This window comes from Amycolatopsis vancoresmycina, assembly GCF_000716785.1.
GTDB lineage: Bacteria > Actinomycetota > Actinomycetes > Mycobacteriales > Pseudonocardiaceae > Amycolatopsis > Amycolatopsis vancoresmycina.
This window is the reverse complement of the sequence record NZ_JNYY01000001.1, coordinates 1,056,768-1,074,144: the sequence shown is the minus strand read 5'-3', so window position 1 is coordinate 1,074,144 and position 17,377 is coordinate 1,056,768. Positions and strand designations below refer to the sequence as shown.

The window sequence follows — 17,377 nt, the reverse complement described above, 5'->3', positions numbered from 1 at the left end:
GCCATGGCGAACCCGCGTCCCGTTCCCGGCCGGCTGCCCCTGCTCGGGCACACCGTGCCCCTGCTGCGTGACCCGCTGAAGTTCTTCACTTCCCTGTCCGCGCACGGAGAAGTCGTCAAAATCCACCTCGGCCCGCTGCCGGTGCACGTGGTCACCACCCCGGAGCTGGCCTGGCAGGTGCTGGCCACCGACGGCGACAAGTTCGACAAGGGCCTGGTCTTCGACAAGATGCGCCCGCTCTTCGGCGACGGCCTGGCCACCTCGAACGGCGAGCTCAACCGCCGCCAGCGCCGCCTGGTGATGCCGGCCTTCGGGCGCACCCGGATCGCGGGCTACGCCGAGCACACCATGACGAAACTGGCCGACGAACTCGCGAGCTCCTGGCGCCCGGGCGAGGTCGTCCAGTTCGACCAGCGGATGCAGGACCTCGTGCTGACCATCGCCGGCCAGACGCTGTTCTCCACCGCGCTCGGCGACGAAGCACTGGCGGAGATCCGGCGCTCGATCCCCGTCATGCTCAGGTACGTGCTGGTCCGGGCGTTCTCCCCGGCGTTCGTCGAGAAGCTGCCGATCCCGCCGAACCGGCGGTTCGACGCCGCGGCCGCGCGCCTGCGCGACGTGATCGGCGAGACCGTCGTCAAGGCCCGCGAAGCCGGCGCCGACCACGGCGACCTGCTCTCGATGCTGCTGCTGGCCCGCGACGAGGAGACCGGCGAGGGCATGTCCGACCGCCAGGTGCACGACGAGGTCATCACCATCCTCACCACCGGCGCCGAGACCACCGCGGTCGCGCTGGCCTGGTTCTTCCACGAACTCGGACAGCACCCTGACGTCGAACGGCGGTTCCACGCGGAGGTCGACGAGGTCCTCGGCGGCCGGGCCGCGCGCTTCGAAGACCTGCCGGATCTCGGGTACACGCACCAGATCGTGAACGAGATCGTCCGCCGCACCCCGCCGCTGATCCTCATGCGCCGCGCCCGGGAGGACGTCGAACTCGGCGGGGTGGCGATCCCGGCGGGCAGCGAGGTCGCCGTCAGCCAGCACACCCTGCACCGCGATCCGCGCTGGTTCCCCGATCCGGACCGGTTCGACCCGGACCGCTGGGCGCCCGGCCGCGCCGCGGAACTGCCCAAGGGTGCGTACATCCCGTTCGGCGCCGGCGCCCGGCTGTGCCCGGGGCACGTCTTCGCGCCGACGGAGATCGGCATCGTCGCCGCGACGATCGGGGCGCGCTGGCGGCTGGTCCCGGTCCCGGGCCGGAAGGTGTACGCGCAGATCAAGGCCACGATGCAGCCGAACCGGCTGCCGATGACCGTGGTGCCCCGCCGGACCTGACGGTACCGGTTCCACTACCGGGTGTAGTGTTCTCGGGTCCTGAACAGCCAGCTGTGCCCGACGAAAGGGAACTACGGCGTGAGACGGCCGCTCAAGCTGACGTCGGCGTTGTTCGCCTGCGGTGTCCTGCTCGCCTCGCTGACCGCGGCGGTCCCCGCCGAGGCCGCGGCGATCTCCTGCACCGACACGGACCTGCCGGTTTCCGGGCCGGGCCTGCCACCCCTCGTGCCCGGCGCCCCGGCGACCGTGCACGGCCGGCTGTGCCTGCCCGCGGGTGCGGTGCCGGACACCGTCCAGCTGCTCGTGCACGGCGGGACGTACAACAGCGCGTACTGGGACCTGCCGTACGAGCCGGAGCAGTACTCCTACCAGCGCGACATGGCCGCGCACGGCTACGCGACGTTCGCCGCCGACCAGCTCGGCGCCGGGCGCAGCAGCCGGCCGCTGAGCCTGCCGCTGTCGGTCTGGGCCGAGGCGGAGTCGATGCACGAGGTGATCGGCCACCTGCGCGCCGGCCGGGCCGGCGGGGCGCCGTTCGCGAAGGTGGTCATCGTCGGCCACTCGGTCGGGTCGGGGATCGTCGCGGTGGAGGCGTCGACCTACCACGACGTCGACGGCGTCGTCCTCACCGGCATCACGCACCTGCCCGCGCTGCCCGTGCTGGCCCTCGGCGCGGCGCTCGGCCTGCAGCCGGCGATGCTCGACAGCCAGCTGGCGACGCTGGGCAGCGACCCGCTGTACTTCACGACGAGGCCGGGTGCGCGGGCCGGGTTGTTCTACGCCGCGGGCGACGCGGACCCCGCCGTGATCGCCGCCGACGAGGCGACCAAGGACCAGGTTTCGGTGCCGGGGATGGGCTCGGTCGCGTTGTTCGGCATCGTACTGCCGTCGACGTGGGGAATCACCGTACCGGTTTTCCAGGTGGTCGGGGAAAAGGACGTCCTTTTTTGCGGAGTTCTGGCGTTGCGTGACTGTTCGGACGCCGGCGTGCTGCGGGCGCAGGAAGCGCCCTACTACGCCGATCCGTCGAAGCTGTCGGTGTACGTGCTGCCCGGGGCGGGGCATTCCGTGGCGTTGCACGAAAACGCCGGCGAATACCGCAGTGCCACCCGTTCGTGGCTGCAGGACCGCCTGGGGATCGCTCCGCAGGGTTATCACTCGATCGGACGAAACTGAACCCGTGCGTTCCGCGCAATCCCGGGCCAAGATGAATCGGTCGACCCGACCCGGTGGGTGCCTTGAACTCCTGGAACTCTTGGACGGCCTGAGGTGACTGCTCCTCATCCCCGCGGTGACGATCCACGGAAGAAACCGTCCGCCGAACGCGCGGCGCGCCGGCTCGGCACGCTCGCGCGCAAGTGGGGTTACCTGATCAGCACCACGGCCTACCTGCCGCACACCCCCGAGGAGATCGAGCGTGAGCTGGCGGCCCTGTCCGGCCGGCTCTTCGAGGCGGTCGTGAGCGATCCGCCGGACGTCGAGGCGGCCGCCGCCGCGGGCGGCCGGCTGGTCGAGCTGCGGTGCGTCGGCGCGGACAGCCTGCGGCGCAGCCTGGAGGTGCTGGCCAAGGCGCTGCTGCGCGAGCCGGAGCTGCGCGGGGTCGACGGCCTCGCCGAGCGGGTCGTGCTGGTGCTCGGCGCGCTCAGCTCCGGCTACGGCGAGATGCTGCGCGAGGACATCCAGAAGCGGCAGGAGGGCCTGAGCCGCGCCCTGCTGAAGGTCGAGCAGGAGACGCGGCAGAAACAGGTCATCACCCGCGCGCAGTTCGAGGAGGTGTTCGCCGGCTCGGCCAGCGGCGTCGCGCTCACCGAGCCGGACGGCCGGGTGTTGCGGGCCAACGCGGCGCTGGCCAAGACGCTCAACCGCACGCCGGCCGAGATCGCCGCGCTGACCCTGTTCGACCTCGTCCACCCCGAGGACGTCGAGCAGCTGCGGGACGGCTACCGCGACCTGGTGGCGGGCCGGCTGCACCGGCTGCGCACCGGGCGGCGCCTGGTCGGCAAGGACGGCGAGCCGATGTGGGCCACCTTCGCCGCGTCGGTGATCCGGGACGCGGTGGGCACGCCCCGGCAGGTGCTCACCATCGTCGACGACGACACCGAGGTGTCGCTGCTGCAGCGGCGGCTGAGCCACCAGGCGCTGCACGACGTGCTGACCGGGCTGCCGAACCGGCAGTTCTTCAGCACCCGCCTGGAAACCCTGCTGCGCGACGCGGACCCGGCCCACGGCGCCACGCTCTTCCACCTCGACCTCGACGGCTTCTCGCAGATCAACGGCGGGCTCGGCCAGGAGCTCGGGGACCGGGTGCTGCGCGGGGCCGCCGCCAAGCTGAAGACGGTCTTCGAGCCGGAGAAGGCGCTGGTCGCCCGCCTCGGCGGCGACGAGTTCGGGGTCCTGGTGCAGAACACCGCGGACACCCCGGACGTGGCGACGCTGGTCCGCCGGATCACCCGCGAGTTCGCCGAGCCCGAGTACGTCGACGGGCAGCACGGGGTCGCGGTGTCGGCCGCCATCGGCGTCGTCCACCGGCCGCCACGGGACGTCACGCCCGCGGAGCTGCTCCGCGCGTCGGACCTGACGCTGCGGCGCGTGCGCCGGACGGGCAACCAGTGGGGCCTGTTCGACCGCGAGCTGGACCGGCGCGACCGGCACGGCTTCGGCCTGGCCGCGGCGATGGCGGGCGCGTGGGAGAACGGCGAAGTCGAAGTCGGCTACCGCGCGCTGGTGCGCCCGGAAGACGGCTCGGTCGAGAGCGTCGAAGCCCGGCTGCGCTGGAACCACCCCGGCGAAGGCGTGCTGGCGCACGAAACGTGCGTCCGGCTGGCGGCGGCGACCGGGCTCGCCCTGCCGCTGGGCACCTGGCTGCTGCGCACGGCGGCCGAGCGGCTGGCGGCGTCCGGGCTCGGCGTGCCGCTCGTCGTCGAGCTGACCGCGCCGCAGGCCGCCGACCCCGAGCTGGTCGGCGAAATCCGCCGCGTCCTGGACGACACCGGCCTGCCGCCGGACCGCCTGCGCCCCGGTTTCCCGGCCGCGGTGCTCACGGCGGACACCGGTGACGCGGCGGACAACATCCGGGTGCTCGCCGAAATCGGTGTCCCGGTGGAGCTCCACGGCTTCGGCGACGCGACCTGCCTCGCGGAGTTCCCGGTCCGCGGGGTCCGGCTCGCGCCGAACCTGGTGGCGCGCCGGGAGCACCCGCTGGTGACGGGCACGCTGTCGGCGCTGGTCGATGCGGCCCACGCGGCCGGGGCGTCGGTGTCGGCCGACGGCGTCGAGACCCCGGCGCAGGCGGAGTGGTGGCAGGAGCGGGGCGCGGACCTGGTTTCCGGCCCGGCGTTCCCCGAGCTGCCGGATGGCTTGCCGGCGTGCTGAGTCAGATCCGGACGAGGACTTCGCCGAGGGGCTTGCGCCGCAGGTCCGGAACGACGCAGTCGTCGGCCGGGTAGCCCACCGGGATCACCGCGAACGCCTTTTCGTTGCGGGGACGGCCCAGCAGCTCCCCGAGGAACCGCATCGGCGACGGCGTGTGCGTCAACGCCGCCAGGCCGGCCACCTGCAGCGCCGTGAGCAGCATGCCGACCGCGATGCCGACCGATTCGTCGACGTAGTAGTGCTTGCGGACGCCGCCGTCCTCGTCGAGGGCGAACCGTTGCTGGAACACGACGATCAGGTACGGCGCGTCCGTCAGGTGCGGCTTCACCGCGTCCGTGCCGAGGGGCCGCAGCGCGGCGAGCCATTCGTCGCCGAGCCGGCCGTCGTAGGAGAGCTGTTCTTCGGCTTCGGCGGCTTCGCGGATCCGGCGGCGCACGTCGGGATCGGCGACCAGGACGAACGTCCACGGCTGCTGGTGGGCTCCGCTCGGGGCGGTCGAGGCCACCGCGATCGCGTCGAGCACCGCGCGTTCGGGGACCGGGTCGGGGGAGAACATCCGGACCGAGCGCCGCGCCTCCATGTGCTGCCGCAGGGTGGCGGCCCGGGCGAGGCTCTCGTCGTCGGGCAGCCGGGCGGGCCGGTAGGGAACCGGGTGGTAGGTCATGTCCGGATTGTGGCGGGGAACACGGAGCCGGCAGCAGGGCCGAACGTACGATTTGCGGTGTGGAGCGTCCGTTCTACGGACAGTAAGGTGATCCTTGCTCCGCAAATTGCGCTGAACGGTGTAGGGCAACTAGTCCGTTCGGTCCTGTCGCGCGAAGTGATCTCCTCATTACCCTCCAGTAGCAGACAGTGGTGCCGATCACAGTCGCTCCAGGAGGCCAGATGGCGTCGCGCGTCCGAGGACCCGGCTCCGAAGACCGGCGCGAACTGCGGCTCAGGCACCTCACCGGCTGCCTCACCTGCACGCTCAAATGCGTGTACTGCGGGCTGCCGGTGCGGCTCGCCGGGCCGGGCGACCACCCCGGGTACGGCGTGGTCGAAGAACTGACCGGCGACCTCGTGCTGCTGCACCGGTTCTGCCGCAGCGCGCTCGGCCGCTGCCGGACGCGGGGGTGCGTGCTGCGGCGCGCCCACCTCGGCCGCGCGACCGAGCAGTACGAAACCGGCCGGCGGCCCGGGCGTTACCAGCGCCTCGGCGTCCGGCGGTCGCCCGACCTCGATCTGTACCGGAAACGCTGGCGGGTCGCGAAGATGCGGTACGCGTGCCAGGCGTGCCGGTACTACACCGGCTCGCACTGAGCCGGTCCTTCCATCACGACGCGGAGGACTCGTGCTCGTTCGTCTCATCCTCGGCCTGCTCATGACCGTCGTCGGCCTCGCCGTCGCCGGCAGGCGGGTGGCCTTCCTGTACCGGCTGATCAAGGCCGGCCAGCCCGACACCAAGCGGTCCGACGAGCTCGGTGCCCGCGTCTTCGCGCAGGTGCGCGAGGTGTTCGGCCAGCGGAAGCTGCTGAAGTGGTCGGTGCCCGGCCTGGCGCACTTCTTCACGTTCTGGGGCTTCGTGATCCTCGCTTCGGTGTACCTCGAGGCGTACGGCGCGCTGTTCGACGAGAGGTTCGCCATCCCGTGGATCGGCCACTGGGCGGTGCTCGGCTTCCTGCAGGACTTCATCGCCGTCGCGGTGGCCGTTTCGCTGGGCGTGTTCACGATCATCCGGATCCGGAACGCCCCCGAGCGCAAGGACCGCGCGTCCCGCTTCTACGGCTCGCACACCGGCGGCGCGTGGCTGATCCTGGTCATGATCTTCAACGTCGTCTGGACGATGTTCTTCTTCCGCGGCGCGTCCTCGGCGTCCGGGAACTTCCCCTACCAGTCGGGCGCGTACGTCTCGCTCGGCGTCGGGAACCTGCTGGAGCCGCTCGGCCACTCGACGACCGAGGTGCTGGAGACGGTCGGCCTGCTGCTGCACATCGGCGTGATGCTGGTGTTCCTGTCGATCGTGCTCTACTCCAAGCACCTGCACATCTTCGTCGCGCCGCTCAACGTCTCGGCCAAGCGGCTGCCGGACGCACTGGGCCCGCTGCTGCCGATGGAGTCCGCGGGCAAGCCGATCGACTTCGAGGACCCGGGCGAGGACGACACGTTCGGCCGCGGCAAGATCGGCGACTTCACCTGGAAGGGCATGCTGGACTTCGCCACGTGCACCGAGTGCGGCCGCTGCCAGTCGCAGTGCCCGGCGTGGAACACCGGCAAGCCGTTGTCGCCCAAGCTGGTCATCATGAACCTGCGCGACAACCTGTTCGAGGAGGCGCCCTACATCCTGGCGGGCACCGAGCACGAGGAGGCCCGCCCGCTCGTCGGCCCGGAGGCCGACGGCGGCGTGATCGACCCGGACGTCCTGTGGTCGTGCACCACCTGCGGCGCGTGCGTCGAGCAGTGCCCGGTGGACATCGAGCACGTCGACCACATCGTCGACATGCGCCGCTACCAGGTGATGATCGAGTCGGCGTTCCCGACCGAGCTGGGCGGGCTGTTCAAGAACCTGGAGACCAAGGGCAACCCGTGGGGCCAGAACAACTCCGAGCGGCTCGCGTGGACGAAGGACCTGGGCTTCGACGTCCCGGTGTTCGACGGTGAGCTGGCCGAGGACGTCGAGTACGTCTACTGGGTCGGCTGCGCGGGCGCGTTCGACGACCAGGCGCGCAAGACCGTCCGCGCCACGGCCGAGCTCCTGCACATCGCCGGGGTGAAGTACGTGGTGCTGGGCAACGAGGAGTCCTGCACCGGTGATCCGGCCCGTCGCGCGGGCAACGAGTTCCTGTTCCAGATGATGGCGCAGCAGACGGCGGAGACGTTGAACGCCGTGTTCGAGGGCCGCGAGCCGAGGCTGCGCAAGATCGTCACGACCTGCCCGCACTGCCTGAACACGCTGAGCCGCGAATACCCCCAGCTGGACGGCCACTACGAGGTGGTCCACCACACGCAGCTGCTCAACCGCCTGGTCCGTGGCGGGCAGCTCACGCCGGTCAAGCCGGTCGAGGACGGCCCGAAGGTCACCTACCACGACCCCTGCTACCTGGGCCGCCACAACAAGGTCTACACCCCGCCGCGCGAGCTGGTCGGCGCCACGGGCGCAACGCTGGCGGAGATGCCCCGCCACGCGGACCGCGCCCTGTGCTGCGGCGCGGGCGGCGCCCGCATGTGGATGGAGGAGCAGATCGGCAAGCGCATCAACCTGGAGCGGGTGGACGAGGCGATCGCCACGGACGCCGAGACGATCGTGACGGGCTGCCCGTTCTGCCGCGTGATGCTGACCGACGGGCTCGTCCAGCGGCAGAGCGAGCAGAAGGCGGAGAACGTCGACGTCCGCGACGTCGCCCAGCTGCTCTTGGAACGGGTCAAGGCGCCCGCGCCGAAACCCTGACCGGGTTCACCCGTTCGTCCGATATCTGCCCGCCCGCCGCACGGCTCTTCCTTGGCGAAGAAGCCGTGCGACGGGAAGAGGGCCGATGGCCGGGCAGGCTGAAGCGAGGATCGAGACGCTCGACGGGGCCGTCGCGCGGCTGGCCGTGCGGCGGGGCTCGTGGCTGGTCGGGCGCGGGCCCGACGCGGACCTGAGGCTGTACTCGGACCAGGTGTCGTTGCGGCACGCCTGGATCCGGCGCGACGGGCGGGGCACCTGGGTCTCCGATGCCGGGTCGCGCACCGGCACCCGGCTCAACGGGCGGCGGCTGGCCGCCGGGCAGGACCACCCGCTGCGGCACGGCGACCGGCTCGAGTTCGGCCCGATCACTGCGGTCTACTCCGACGGGCCGGTGCCGGTGGCGGCCACCCGGACGTGGCAGCGCGCCGGGGGTGTCTCGGTCGGGGACGTGCCGGCCGGGACGATCACCAACGCCGGGCGCGACGTCAACCACAGCTACGACAACCGGCGGCACTACGAATTCAGCACGCCCGAAGGGCAGCTGATCTCGGAACTGGCCACCGGTCGGGGCGCCGGCCGCGTGGTCATGGTGCTGGGGCTGCTGATGGTGCTGGCCGGGTTCGCGATCTGGGCGTCGGTGATCTTCCGGTTCGCCAAGGCGGTTTCCCGCGCCGGTTCCGACACGCCGCCGTCGCTGCTGGGCCCGGACGTCTTCGGCGGCGTGCCGCTGGGTGCGGTGGGCTTCGCGCTGTTCGGGCTGGGCGGGGTGATCGCGATGATCGGGCTGGTGCTGTCCAAAGCGGCGCGGCAGCGGAGGCGCTAGGTGGACGGCATCCACTTCCACGGCGGTCGGGGAGCGGGCGCGAAGGTCCAGGACCTGCTCCGGGACGCCGGCGGCTTGGCGACCGCCGGCGCCGGGCTGTGGACCGCGGTGCGCGCTCTCGCCGCCGCGGCCGGCGTGCCGCGCTAACCCTCCACAGTGGACGCGACCCGCGGCGGCGCGGGTTCGACGCCGCCGAGTTCCGCAGTCGGCACCCGGTAGGTCTCGCGAGCCGTCGCCGCGGAGAGCGCCGCTGCCACGCACACCGCCGCTGTGAAGATCGCGACGCCGAGCCAGTCCTCTTTGCCGGAGCCGATCGCTGCCACCACGCTCGGTGCGAACCCCGCCACCGCGAAACCGATCTGGGTGCCGATCGCCATGCCGGACAGGCGGACCCGGGCGCTGAACATCTCGCCGTACAGCGCCGGCCAGACCCCGTTGACACCGGAGTACGCCACCCCGAACAGCACGATGCCGAGCACGAACAGCAGCGCGTAGGAGCCGATCGAGATCGACCACAGGTACGGGAAGATCAGCACCCCGCAGGCGAGGCACCCGGCGATGAACACCGGTTTGCGCCCGACGCGGTCGGCGAGCCGGGCCAGCAGCGGGATCGCCGCCAGCGCGACGACGTTCGCGAGCACACCGACCCACAGCATCGGGGTGCGGGCCAGGCCGATCGTGTTGACCGCGTAGCTGAGCGCGTAGACGGTGAAGATCGTGCTCACCGAGGCGATCGTCGCCGCGACCACCACGCGCAGGACGTCCGCCCAGTGGTGGCGGAACAGGATCGCGACCGGCAGCTTCGCGACCTCGGTGCGTTCGAACACCGGCGTCTCCTCGAGCTTGCGGCGGATCACGAACCCGACGACCACGACGAGCGCGCTGCCCCAGAACGGCAGCCGCCAGCCCCAGGTGAGCAGGTCCGGGGCGGGCAGCGCGGCGACCGGCAGGAAGATCGCGGTGGCCAGGATCTGCCCGGCCTGCGTGCCGCTCAGGGTGAAGCTGGTGAAGTACGCCCGCCGGTGTTCCGGGGCGTGTTCCAGCGACATCGAGTTGGCGCCGGCCTGCTCACCGGCCGCGGAAAGCCCCTGCAGCAGGCGAAGCACGACCAGCAGCACAGGCGCCAGGACGCCGGCGCTCGCGTACGTCGGCAGGCAGCCGACGCAGAACGTCGCGAAACCCATGAGCAGCAGGGTGAAGACGAGCACCCGCTTGCGGCCGAACCGGTCCCCGACGTGGCCGAGCACGAAGGCGCCGACCGGCCGGGCGAGGTAGCCGACGCCGAAGGTGGCCAGGGCCAGCAGGGTGCCGGTGGCCGGGGCGGAGGCGGGGAAGAACACCTTGCCGAACACGAGCGCGGCGGCGGTGCCGTAGATGAAGAAGTCGTAGTACTCGAGCGCGCTGCCGATCCAGGCGGCGAGCGCCGCCTTGCGGGGCATCGATCCGGTCACGGGGAGGTGCTCCTGACGTCCGTGCTTCGTTGCGCAGACTGCGACGGGAAGCAATGTACGGTCTAGTTAGTTAATAGAGGGTGCGAGACCGGACCCCGGGTGTCAAGAGATCCTTTTGCCGGGCGGGAGCGCGGAGCTCAGCGCGCGGTCAGGTATTCGATCAGCAAGGTGCCGAGCATCGCGCGGTAGTGCTCGCGGCGGCCCGGGTCCAGCATGTCGCGGCCGAAGATCGCCTGGAACGTGTGCCGGTTCGCCAGCCGGAACACGCAGAACGAGCTGATGAGCATGTGGACGTCGAGCGCGTCGACGTCCTCGCGGAACAAACCGGCCTTCCGGCCCCGCTCGAGGATCCGGGTGATCCCGCCGAGGGCCGGGTCGGCCAGGCCGGCCAGGATTTCCGAGCGTGACAGGTGTTCCGCGTGGTGGATGTTCTCGATGCTGACCAGCCGGATGAAGTCCGGGTTCGCCTCGTGGTGGTCGAACGTCAGCGCGGCCAGCTGCCGCAGGGCGTCCTCGGGGTCGAGGTGCTCGACGTCGAGCTGCTTCTCCGAGGCTCGCAACGCCGAGTACGCCCGCTCCAGCACCGCGATGTACAGCTGTTCCTTGCCGCCGAAGTAGTAGTAGATCATCCGCTTGGTCGTGCTGGTGCGGGCGGCGATCTCGTCGACGCGGGCCCCGGTGTAGCCCTTGTCCGCGAACTCCCGGGTGGCCACCGCGAGGATGTCGGCGCGCGTGCGTTCCTTGTCGCGCTGGCGCTCGGCCTCCGACGATGGTGCGGCCACCGGGCTCCCTCCACTGCAGGTCGACGGCCTCACTCTAGCCCAGCCCTTCCGCACCGGCTCCCGCCGCGCTACCGTGAACGTACTAGTTCGTACATTAACTCGGAGGCGTCGCTTGGCCAGCTACCTGATCGGGCTCGTCGGCTCGGGCATCGGCCCGTCGGCCAGCCCGGCGCTGCACGAACGCGAGGCCGACGAGCTCGGCCTCCGCTACGTCTACCGCCTGCTGGACCTCGACGCGCTGCGCCGCCCGGTCGCCGACGTCCTCGCCGCCGCCCGGCTCGCCGGGTTCGACGGGCTCAACGTCACCCACCCGGCCAAGCAGCTGGTCCTGGAGCACCTCGACGAGCTGTCACCCGAGGCCGCCGCCCTCGGCGCGGTCAACACCGTCGTCTTCCGCAACCACCGCGCGGTCGGCCACAACACCGACGCCACCGGCTTCGCCCGCAGCCTCACCCGTGGCCTGCCCGACGTCCGCCTGGATGACGTCGTCCTGCTCGGCGCCGGGGGAGCAGGCGCCGCGGTCGCGCACGCCCTCCTCTCGCTCGGCGCCGGCCGGCTCACGATCCACGACGTCGACCGCGAGCGCGGCGCGAAGCTCGCCGGGACACTGCGCGAAAAGTTCGGCCCGGGCCGCGCGGTGACCGGCGACCTGACCGCGGTGCAGCACGCCGACGGCCTGGTGCACGCCACCCCGACCGGGATGGCGGCCCACCCCGGCTCGCCGCTCCCGGCCGAGCTGCTGCGCCCGGACCTGTGGGTCGCCGACATCGTCTACCGGCCGCTGGAGACCGCCCTGCTGGCCGCCGCCCGCGCCCGTGGCTGCCGCGTGCTGCACGGCGGCGGCATGGTCGTGCTGCAGGCCGCGGAGTCGTTCCGGCTGTTCACCGGCGTCGACCCGGATCCGGCGCGGATGCTGCGGCACTTCGACGCCCTCGAAGGGGAGGCCGCCCATGCCGCCTGAACCGCGCACCGCGATCGCCACCGTCTGCCTGTCCGGCACGCTGGAGGACAAGCTCGCCGCGGCGGCCGCGGCCGGGTTCGACGGCGTCGAGCTGTTCGAGAACGACCTGCTGGTCTCCCCGTCGAGCCCGGCGGACATCCGCCGCCGCTGCGCCGGCCTCGGCCTGTCGATCGACCTCTACCAGCCGTTCCGCGACTTCGAAGCGGTCCCGCCGGACGTCCACGCGGCCAACCTCCGCCGCGCGGCGCACAAGTTCGACGTCATGGCTCAGCTCGGTACGGACACCGTGCTGGTCTGCTCGTCGGTCTCCCCGGACGCGATCGACGACGACGAACTCGCCGCCGAACAGCTGCGCGCCCTGGCCGACCTCGCGCAGCAGCGCGGGATGCGGATCGCGTACGAAGCCCTGGCCTGGGGACGGCACGTCAGCGGGTACGAGCACGCCTGGCGGATCGTGCGCCGCGCCGCGCACCCCGCGCTCGGCGTCTGCCTCGACAGCTTCCACATCCTGTCGAAGGGCCACGACCCGGCGCCGATCCGCGCGATCCCCGGCGAGAAGATCTTCTTCCTGCAGCTCGCCGACGCCCCGCGCCTGCCCATGGACGTCCTGCCGTGGAGCCGCCACCACCGGCTCTTCCCCGGCCAGGGCGACTTCGACCTGACGGCGTTCACCGGGCACGTGCTGGCCGCGGGCTACCGCGGACCGCTGTCGCTGGAGGTCTTCAACGACGTGTACCGCCAGGCCGACCCGCGCCCGGCCGCGGTCGACGCCCGGCGGTCCCTGCTGGCGCTGGAGGAGTCGCTCGGCGTGCGGGACCTGCCGGCCGCGCCGCGGCTGACCGGTCACGCGTTCGCCGAGGTCGTCACCGACCCGGGTGCGGGGGCGATCCTGGCGTCCCTCGGTTTCGCGCGCACCGGCGTCCACCGGACCAAGCCGGTGCAGCTGTGGGAACAGGGCGAAGCCCGGGTGGTGGTCAACGAAGGCGGCGCGGCGCACGGCGCGGTCGGCGCGCTGGCCGTGGCCAGCACCGACCCGGCCCGCTCGGCCCGCCGGGCCGAAGCCCTGCTCGCGCCGGTCCTGCCGCGGGTGCGCGGCCCGCGCGAGGCTGACCTGGCGTCGGTGGCGGCGCCGGACGGTACCCAGGTGTTCCTCTGCGGCGACGACTGGCGCGACGACTTCGTGCCGACCGGCGAAACGGCGGCCGGCGCGGGAATCCTCGGAATCGATCACGTGGCGCTCAGCCAGCCCTTCGACCACTTCGACGAGGCGGCACTGTTCTACCGGTCGGTGTTCGGGCTGACGCCGTCGCCGGTGGCCGAGTTCGCGGCGCCGTTCGGGCTGGTGCGCAGCCGCGCGGTGGCGGCGGAGGAGGTCCGGCTGACCCTGGACAGCGCGCTGGTCCGCCGCGGCGAATGGGCGCCGGCGGTGCCCGAACCCCAGCACGTGGCCTTCGCCTGCGCGGACGCCCTCGCGGCGGCCGCGGCGATGCGGGCCGCGGGCGCGCCGCTGCTGACGATCCCGGCCAACTACTACGACGACCTCGAAGCCCGCCTCGACGTGCCGCCCGGCCTGCGGGAGCACTCGGTGCTGTACGACCGGGACGACCACGGCGAGTACCTGCACTTCGCCACCGCGCTGGCCGGGACCCGGGTGTTCTTCGAGGTCGTGCAGCGGATCGGCGGGTACCGCGGGTACGGGGTGGTCAACGCCCCGGTGCGGATGGCCGCCCACCGCGCGCACCGCCGCGCCGGGGCGCCGGCGAAAACCGCGGTCTGACCAGCGAAAACCACGCCGTCCACGAGAGCGCCGCCCCGGGAAGCCTTTCCCGGGGCGGTTTTCGTCGTGCGGCCCTTCGGCGGCCGCGCGGGATTTCCGCTGTCCCGCGGTGAAAAACGGCCGGGACGCCTTCCTATCAGGACGACTTCTGGCGCCCGCGCGTCGCTTGCCGGTAACCGTCCGGCTACTGCTCGTACAACTCCCCGGTGGGTTTACAACGTTCCGGCAACCGCCTTGACAGGGCCTGTGGTACGTACCACTCTAACCCCAACATTGGTCTACACCATTTGGGGCGCCTGGCCACGGTGGCCGGGCATCGAAAGGACGGCATCGAGTGAAACGCTGGCTCAAGCTGGCGGCGGGCGCCGCCGCAGTCACGCTCGCGACCGCAGGGTGCGCGGGCTCCGGCGGCACGGACACGGCCGCTTCGTCGAGCGCTGCGCCCGCGCAGCTCAGCGGCACGGTCACGGTCTGGCTGATGACGGGGTCCGCGCCGACCACGCTCACCGACGCGCTGAACAAGGAGTTCGAGGCCGCGCACCCCGGCGTCAAGGTCAAGTACGAAATCCAGCAGTGGGACGGCATCCAGCAGAAGCTGACCACCGCGCTGGCCGGCGGCACCCCGCCGGACGTCATCGAGATCGGCAACACGCAGACCGCGGCGTTCGCCTCGCAGGACGGCGTCCTGACCGACCTTTCCGGTGACAAGGACAGCTTCAACGGCGCCCAATGGCTGAAGGGCCTCGCGGACTCCGGCACCTACGACGGCAAGACCTACGGCGTCCCGTTCTACGCGGCCAACCGCGAGGTCATCTACCGCAAGGACATGTTCGAGCAGGCCGGCATCACCAAGGCGCCGGCGTCGAACGACGAGTGGATCGACGCGATCGGCAAGCTGAAGACCAAGTTCGGCTCCGACCCCGACTTCCAGCCGCTGTACATGCCGGGCCAGAACTGGTACGCGCTGCTGTCGTTCATCTGGGACAACGGCGGTGACATCGCCAAGGCCGACGGCAAGAACTACAAGGCCACCCTCGACACCCCCGAGGCCAAGGCCGGCCTGGACTTCTACAAGAAGCTCGTCGACACCTCCGCCACCAAGGCGCCCAAGGACGCCGACGAGGCCAAGCCGCAGCAGGCGACCGTCTACGGCGCCGGCAAGGTGGCCATGATGATCGGTCTCCCGTGGGAGCTCGCGACGGCGGCGAAGACCGACCCGAGCCTGACCGCCAAGACCGGCGCGTTCGCGATCCCGAGCAAGACCGCGGGCCAGAGCGCCCCGGTGTTCCTGGGCGGGTCGAACCTGGCGATCCCGGCCAACAGCAAGAACGCGGCCGCGGCCAAGGAGTACATCAAGCTGCTCTCCAGCCCGAAGTACCAGAGCCAGCTCGCCGCCGCCGGCGTCGTGCCCGGCACGTCGACCGACCTCACCGGCCTGGACAAGGACCCGCTGGGCAGCGTGATGGCGAAGGCGTCCGCCAACGGCAAGGCCGTCCCGGCCAGCCCGAAGTGGGGTGACGTCGAGTCCGGCCAGAACCCGATCAAGGACATGCTGACCGCGTACCTGACCGGCAAGAAGACGCTCGACCAGGCGACCGCCGACGCCAACGCAGCGCTCAACAAGCTCATCGGCGGATGACAGCGACCGCGAACGTGACGATGCCGGCGGGGGCGACCCCGCCGGCATCGCCGCGCGACCCGGGGGTCAAGCGACGCAGGCGGGGCCGGTTCGGCGACCGGGTGCTCCCGTACCTGCTCCTGCTCCCCGCGTTGGCGGCCATCCTGGTGCTGCTCGCCTGGCCGCTGGTCCAGGTGCTCGGGATCAGCTTCCGCAAGCTCGACATCGGCCAGCTCGTCTCCGGCAAGACGATCTGGATCGGGTTCGACAACTACACGAACACCCTGTCCGACCCCGAGTTCTGGACGGTCACCGTCCGGACCCTGGTCTTCACCGCCGCCATCGTGGCCGCGACCATCCTCGGCGGCCTGCTGCTGGCCGTGCTGATGCGCCACCTCGACCCGGTCGTGCGGATCATCGTGCAGGTGACGCTGGTGCTGGCGTGGGCGACCCCGGTGATCGCCACCACCACGGTGTTCCAGTGGATCTTCGACGAGCAGTACGGCATCCTCAACAAGACGCTGGACCGGCTCGGGTTCCACGGCTTCATCGGCTTCTCGTGGTTCTCCAGCGGCGCCAGCACGCTGACCGTGATCGGGCTGCTCATCGTGTGGCAGGCCGTCCCGTTCGTGACGTTCTCGCTGTACGCCGGCATCATCGGCGTCTCGCGCGAGCAGTACGAGGCCGCGGGCATCGACGGCGCCAGCGCGTGGCAGACCTTCCGCGCGGTCACCTGGCCCGCCATCCGGCCGATCACCACCATGGTGACGTTCCTGTCGGTGCTGTGGGACTTCAACGCGTTCGCGCAGATCTGGGCGATCCGGGAGGGCGGCCCGGACGGCGGGAGCACCACGCTGGCCGTCGTGCTGTACCTCAAGGGCATCGCGGGCAACCACTTCGGCGCGGCGGGGGCGATCGCCACGCTGATGCTGATCGTGCTCGCGCTCATCACCGGCCGGTACATCCAGCTGCTGGTCCGGACCCCGGAAGGTGATCTCAAGTGAGGAAGTCGCTGCCGCAGCGGATCGCGCTCTCGGTCGTCGGCGTGGTCGTGGCGCTGCTGATCCTCTTCCCGACGTACTGGATGTTCGTCACGTCGCTGCGGACGCCGGGGGAGATCCTCTCGCCCAAGTACGACCTGATCCCGACGTCGTTCTCGTTCGGCAACTTCGCCACCGCGCTGGGCAAGGACAACTTCCCGACGTACCTGATGAACAGCCTGATCGTCACGGTCGGGTCGGTGCTGTGCGCGCTGGTCGCCGGGACGCTGGCGGCCATCCCGCTGTCGCGGCTGCGCTTCACCGGCCGCAAGGGCTTCCTGGTGCTGGTCATGGTGGCGCAGCTGGCCCCGGTGTCGGCGCTGTTCATCCCGCTGTTCCTGCTGATGCGGGACGCCGGGCTGCTCAACACGCTGCCGTCGTTGCTGCTGATCTACTTCGCCACCACGCTGCCGTTCACGGTGTGGATGCTCTACGGCTTCGTCAACGGGATCCCGTACGAGCTGGAAGAGGCCGCGATGATCGACGGCTGCAGCCAGACCGGCGCGTTCCGCCGGGTGACGCTGCCGCTGCTCGGGCCGGGACTGGTCACCACGTCGGTGTTCAGCTTCATCACCGCCTGGAACGAGTACCTGTTCGCGCTGGTCTTCATCCAGGACAAGCCGAAGGAGACGCTGCCGGTGTGGCTGGCGTCGTTCCGCACGGCGTTCGCCACCGACTGGGGCGGCGTGATGGCCGCGTCGGTCATCTACGCGATCCCGGCGCTGATCTTCTTCCTGCTCGTGCAACGCAAGCTGGTGTCCGGCGCGACCGCCGGCGCCGTGAAGGGGTAG

General features: G+C 71.3%; 15 protein-coding genes. 12 read left to right on the top strand and 3 right to left on the bottom strand.

All coding sequences use genetic code 11. The features are described from left to right. Positions 1 to 3 precede the first annotated feature (3 nt). The 3 genes from OO60_RS04545 to OO60_RS04535 all read left to right on the top strand — a co-directional run bounded on the left by OO60_RS04545 (position 4) and on the right by OO60_RS04535 (position 4,707). Entirely contained in the window at positions 4 to 1,335 is a 1,332-nt protein-coding gene (locus tag OO60_RS04545) for a cytochrome P450 (protein ID WP_004558974.1), read from the top strand. A 78-nt stretch (positions 1,336 to 1,413) separates the two neighbouring features. Further along, positions 1,414 to 2,511, top strand: coding sequence for an alpha/beta hydrolase (locus OO60_RS04540; RefSeq protein ID WP_004558975.1), 1,098 nt, complete (start codon positions 1,414 to 1,416; stop codon positions 2,509 to 2,511). 93 nt (positions 2,512 to 2,604) lie between these two features. Next, positions 2,605 to 4,707 (top strand): putative bifunctional diguanylate cyclase/phosphodiesterase, encoded by a 2,103-nt coding sequence (locus OO60_RS04535; protein ID WP_033260817.1) that lies wholly within the window; start codon positions 2,605 to 2,607, stop codon positions 4,705 to 4,707. Position 4,708: 1 nt separating this feature from the next. On the opposite strand, the gene OO60_RS04530 is transcribed toward OO60_RS04535, so the two are convergent. Further along, a complete protein-coding gene (locus OO60_RS04530) occupies positions 4,709 to 5,371 on the bottom strand; it encodes a nitroreductase family protein (RefSeq protein WP_004558372.1) in 663 nt (220 codons plus the stop codon). Between the two features lie 221 nt (positions 5,372 to 5,592). Between OO60_RS04530 and OO60_RS04525 the strand changes: the two genes are divergently transcribed. From OO60_RS04525 to OO60_RS45345, 4 genes are all read left to right on the top strand, one after another. Beyond that, positions 5,593 to 6,009, top strand: coding sequence for a hypothetical protein (locus tag OO60_RS04525; protein ID WP_004558371.1), 417 nt, complete (start codon positions 5,593 to 5,595; stop codon positions 6,007 to 6,009). Positions 6,010 to 6,040: 31 nt separating this feature from the next. Next, entirely contained in the window at positions 6,041 to 8,134 is a 2,094-nt protein-coding gene (locus OO60_RS04520) for a (Fe-S)-binding protein (RefSeq protein ID WP_004558370.1), read from the top strand. A gap of 85 nt (positions 8,135 to 8,219) precedes the next feature. After that, positions 8,220 to 8,957 (top strand): FHA domain-containing protein, encoded by a 738-nt coding sequence (locus OO60_RS04515; RefSeq protein WP_004558369.1) that lies wholly within the window; start codon positions 8,220 to 8,222, stop codon positions 8,955 to 8,957. Further along, positions 8,958 to 9,104, top strand: a complete 147-nt coding sequence (locus OO60_RS45345; protein ID WP_155848986.1) for a hypothetical protein — start codon at positions 8,958 to 8,960, stop codon at positions 9,102 to 9,104. Here OO60_RS45345 and OO60_RS04510 read toward each other — a convergent pair. After that, positions 9,101 to 10,408, bottom strand: a complete 1,308-nt coding sequence (locus OO60_RS04510) for an MFS transporter (RefSeq protein ID WP_004558368.1) — start codon at positions 10,406 to 10,408, stop codon at positions 9,101 to 9,103. The two genes, OO60_RS45345 and OO60_RS04510, sit on opposite strands and share 4 nt — an antisense overlap. 137 nt (positions 10,409 to 10,545) lie before the next feature. Next, entirely contained in the window at positions 10,546 to 11,190 is a 645-nt protein-coding gene (locus tag OO60_RS04505) for a TetR/AcrR family transcriptional regulator (RefSeq protein ID WP_004558367.1), read from the bottom strand. Between the two features lie 112 nt (positions 11,191 to 11,302). Between OO60_RS04505 and OO60_RS04500 the strand changes: the two genes are divergently transcribed. The 5 genes from OO60_RS04500 (at position 11,303) to OO60_RS04480 (ending at position 17,377) form a co-directional block, all read left to right on the top strand. Continuing rightward, positions 11,303 to 12,151 carry a shikimate dehydrogenase gene (locus OO60_RS04500; RefSeq protein WP_004558366.1) on the top strand — a complete coding sequence of 283 codons (849 nt, stop codon included), beginning with the start codon at positions 11,303 to 11,305 and terminating at the stop codon, positions 12,149 to 12,151. Further along, on the top strand, positions 12,141 to 13,928 hold the full coding sequence (locus OO60_RS04495) for a sugar phosphate isomerase/epimerase and 4-hydroxyphenylpyruvate domain-containing protein (protein WP_033260816.1): 1,788 nt from the start codon (positions 12,141 to 12,143) through the stop codon (positions 13,926 to 13,928). The genes OO60_RS04500 and OO60_RS04495 overlap by 11 nt, the downstream gene beginning before the upstream one ends. A 334-nt stretch (positions 13,929 to 14,262) precedes the next feature. Next, on the top strand, positions 14,263 to 15,567 hold the full coding sequence (locus tag OO60_RS04490) for a sugar ABC transporter substrate-binding protein (RefSeq protein WP_003096597.1): 1,305 nt from the start codon (positions 14,263 to 14,265) through the stop codon (positions 15,565 to 15,567). Beyond that, positions 15,564 to 16,550 (top strand): carbohydrate ABC transporter permease, encoded by a 987-nt coding sequence (locus OO60_RS04485; RefSeq protein WP_003096594.1) that lies wholly within the window; start codon positions 15,564 to 15,566, stop codon positions 16,548 to 16,550. The genes OO60_RS04490 and OO60_RS04485 overlap by 4 nt, the downstream gene beginning before the upstream one ends. Continuing rightward, on the top strand, positions 16,547 to 17,377 hold the full coding sequence (locus OO60_RS04480; RefSeq protein WP_003096592.1) for a carbohydrate ABC transporter permease: 831 nt from the start codon (positions 16,547 to 16,549) through the stop codon (positions 17,375 to 17,377). Before OO60_RS04485 ends, OO60_RS04480 begins: the two co-directional genes overlap by 4 nt.

What these genes read in the sequence shown, in the direction of transcription:
- OO60_RS04545 (WP_004558974.1), top strand. Translation starts at nt 4, where the DNA reads ATGGCGAACCCGCGTCCCGTTCCCGGCCGGCTGCCCCTGCTCGGGCAC.
- OO60_RS04530 (WP_004558372.1), bottom strand. Translation starts at nt 5,371, where the DNA reads ATGACCTACCACCCGGTTCCCTACCGGCCCGCCCGGCTGCCCGACGAC.
- OO60_RS04525 (WP_004558371.1), top strand. Translation starts at nt 5,593, where the DNA reads ATGGCGTCGCGCGTCCGAGGACCCGGCTCCGAAGACCGGCGCGAACTG.
- OO60_RS04515 (WP_004558369.1), top strand. Translation starts at nt 8,220, where the DNA reads ATGGCCGGGCAGGCTGAAGCGAGGATCGAGACGCTCGACGGGGCCGTC.
- OO60_RS04495 (WP_033260816.1), top strand. Translation starts at nt 12,141, where the DNA reads ATGCCGCCTGAACCGCGCACCGCGATCGCCACCGTCTGCCTGTCCGGC.
- OO60_RS04485 (WP_003096594.1), top strand. Translation starts at nt 15,564, where the DNA reads ATGACAGCGACCGCGAACGTGACGATGCCGGCGGGGGCGACCCCGCCG.